The 2552-nt window shown below is 56.6% G+C and carries 2 protein-coding genes; both read left to right on the forward strand.

The window, feature by feature from the left end; genetic code table 11:
* A partial coding sequence (locus PHC90_15045; protein ID MDD3847664.1) for a radical SAM protein occupies nt 1-1206 on the forward strand: 1206 nt, incomplete at its 5' end.
* A gap of 115 nt (nt 1207-1321) precedes the next feature.
* Nucleotides 1322-2552: anion permease (locus tag PHC90_15050; protein ID MDD3847665.1), on the forward strand; the 1231-nt coding region annotated here is incomplete at its 3' end.

The following is a 2552-nucleotide window of genomic DNA, read 5'->3' on the forward strand; positions in this document are numbered from 1 at the left end:
GGAACCCACGCGACACTCTTCCCCGAGCATGTGCTCAAGGACAGGGACATCGATTACGTGGTCCGGGGGGAAGGGGAGACACCCTTTTTCGAATTCGTCCGCGTCCTGTCTTCCGGGAATAGGTGTGGGCTGTCTTCCGTTCCGGGACTTTCCTTTTACCGCGACGGTACCTTCCACACGGGGGGCATCCACGTCGAGGAGGACATCGACCTCATGCCGGCACGCGATCTCCTTCCCGCCGAGAGGTACCGTATCGGCAAAAGGCCGTATACCTTCTTTCTTACGTCAAGAGGGTGCCCTTTTCAGTGCTCCTTTTGCGGCAAGCCTCCCGTCCCCTACCGCCGGCGGACGATAGTGGCCATAGAAAATGAGCTTGCGGAGATAGAGAGGCTGGGGATCACCGCCATAGACTTCGAGGACGACATGCTCAACCTCGACATCCCCTTCTTCCACGACATCCTCGACCTCCTGAAGGACAGGGGCGTCACCCTCTCCGCCATGAATGGCCTTTACGGCCATACCCTCGATATTGAAACGCTCGAGAAGATGCGTGAAGCGGGCTTTGCCCGCCTCAATTTCTCACTCGTCGATGCCTCCCCCGCCGTCCATGCATCCCAGCGAAGGAGGTATCCAGCCAACCTGCTAAGCCTTTTCGACTGGCTGGAGGCTTCCGACTTTCTCGTAGAGACACACTTCATCATCGGCCTGCCGGGTCAGAGGCCTCAGGAGATCATAGACACCATGGTATTTCTCATGGGGAAAAGGATGCTCCCCGGCCCGAGCATCTATTATCTCGCCCCGGGCAGTCCGCTCTTTGACGAGATATGCGGCGGCGACGCGGCGGCTTATTTCCCCGCTGCCCGCTCGAGCGTCATGTTCGAGACGAACCCGCTCTTTCCGCGGGAAACGACGTTCACCTTCATGAAGCTCCTGCGGTTCATGAACGTTGTCAAGGCCCTCATCGACGTAAGCCCCGGCGCCTCGACCCTGAAGGACCTTACCGGTGCGGACCGCCTGCAAAAGAATCCACGCGACCTTCATATATTCAATTCGCTCCTTAAAGAAAAGCGGTTCCTCTGGTTCGATACCCGGGGCAATGACTATGTCGAAGAGCCGCAGGATCCGGGTATAGTCAGCGCTTTTTTCAAGGCAATGGAGGGAAGGACCATAAAGGGGTTCCGGACAGCCAATTCGGTCAGGGCCTGAGGAAGGGGCCGAAAGGCGGGAATGTGGCGTGCATGGCGGAGCGCACGAAACGTCTGTATATATACGTGGAAAATATGCTATGTAACCCCCATATACTCTGTCGGAAGGAACATTTATGATGTATCGGAAGGTTCTGGGCGCCTTGATCTTCGTCATCTGTGCGTTGACTTTGGCGACCCTTCGTCCTTTCAATGGATTGTCGGCGCAAGGTCATTATATTTGTTCGACCATCCTTATCGCCCTTGGCCTGTGGATCTTCAGGCCGTGGAACTTACCCTATCTGGCGGGTGCGGCCGTCCTTATCAGCGGAGCGCTACTTTTCGGTCTGCCCCTTCATGTTGTAACGAGCGGATTCACAAGCTCAGGCGTCTGGGTGCTCATCCCGGCCCTCTTTCTTGGATATGCCCTTGCGAAAACGGGTCTTGGAAAACGGATAGCCTATTTTGTTCTGAAAAGCTTCGAGCCCGGCTACTTCACCATTGTCGTGAGCTGGTTCATAATCGGGATCGTTCTGTCGGCGCTCACGCCATCGATAACGGTGCGCCTTTCCGTCGTCATGCCCATTGCCATGCACCTCGTCGAGGCATGCCGGCTGGAAGACAGGTCGAGGGGTTGTGCCCTCATTTGCCTTGTTGCCTGGGGGACGGCCGTTCTGCCGGGCACCGGATGGTTGACGGGGTCTCTCTGGGGTCCCTTCATGATGGGATTCCTTCCCCTGGAAATGAAGCCTCTGGCCAGCTTCGACGCATGGTTCCAGATCATGGCGGTTCCATGGTTCGTCGCCACCATTCTATTCGTCGGCCTCGTCTATGTATTGTTGAAACCGAAGACTCCCCTCGCCGTCTCAAGGGAATCGTTCAAGGAAGAGTACCGGGCGCTCGGGAAGATCAGCAGACAGGAGATCATTACCGGCACCATCCTGACATGCGCGCTTGTGCTCTTCGCCACCGAGAGACATCATCATATTCCAACAGCGGCATGCGCAATGATGGCCGTTCTGGCGCTTGTTCTGTTCCAGGTCATCGCGCCCGGCGACATTGGAAAAGGTGTCAACTGGGATATCATCATATTCTTCGGTGTCGTGGTCTCCCTGTCGGGCATCTTCATGAAGGCCGGCATATCTGACTGGGTCCGGCCTTACATAGAACCAGGGATACTGTCCTGGGCGCACAGACCGCTTTTGTTCCTGATAGTGATCACGCTGGGGTTCTGGCTGATTCGGTTCGTGGATGTGCCCTGGGGGTTTTCCACGATCGCCCTGACGTCCCCGTTGTTCATTCCCCTCTTTGAGGATTTTGGTCTCCATCCGGTGCTGGTGAGCGTGGCTGTGATAGCCGGGGGGAACA

The organism is Syntrophorhabdaceae bacterium (genome assembly GCA_028698615.1).
Taxonomy (GTDB): Bacteria; Desulfobacterota; Syntrophorhabdia; order Syntrophorhabdales; family Syntrophorhabdaceae; genus Delta-02.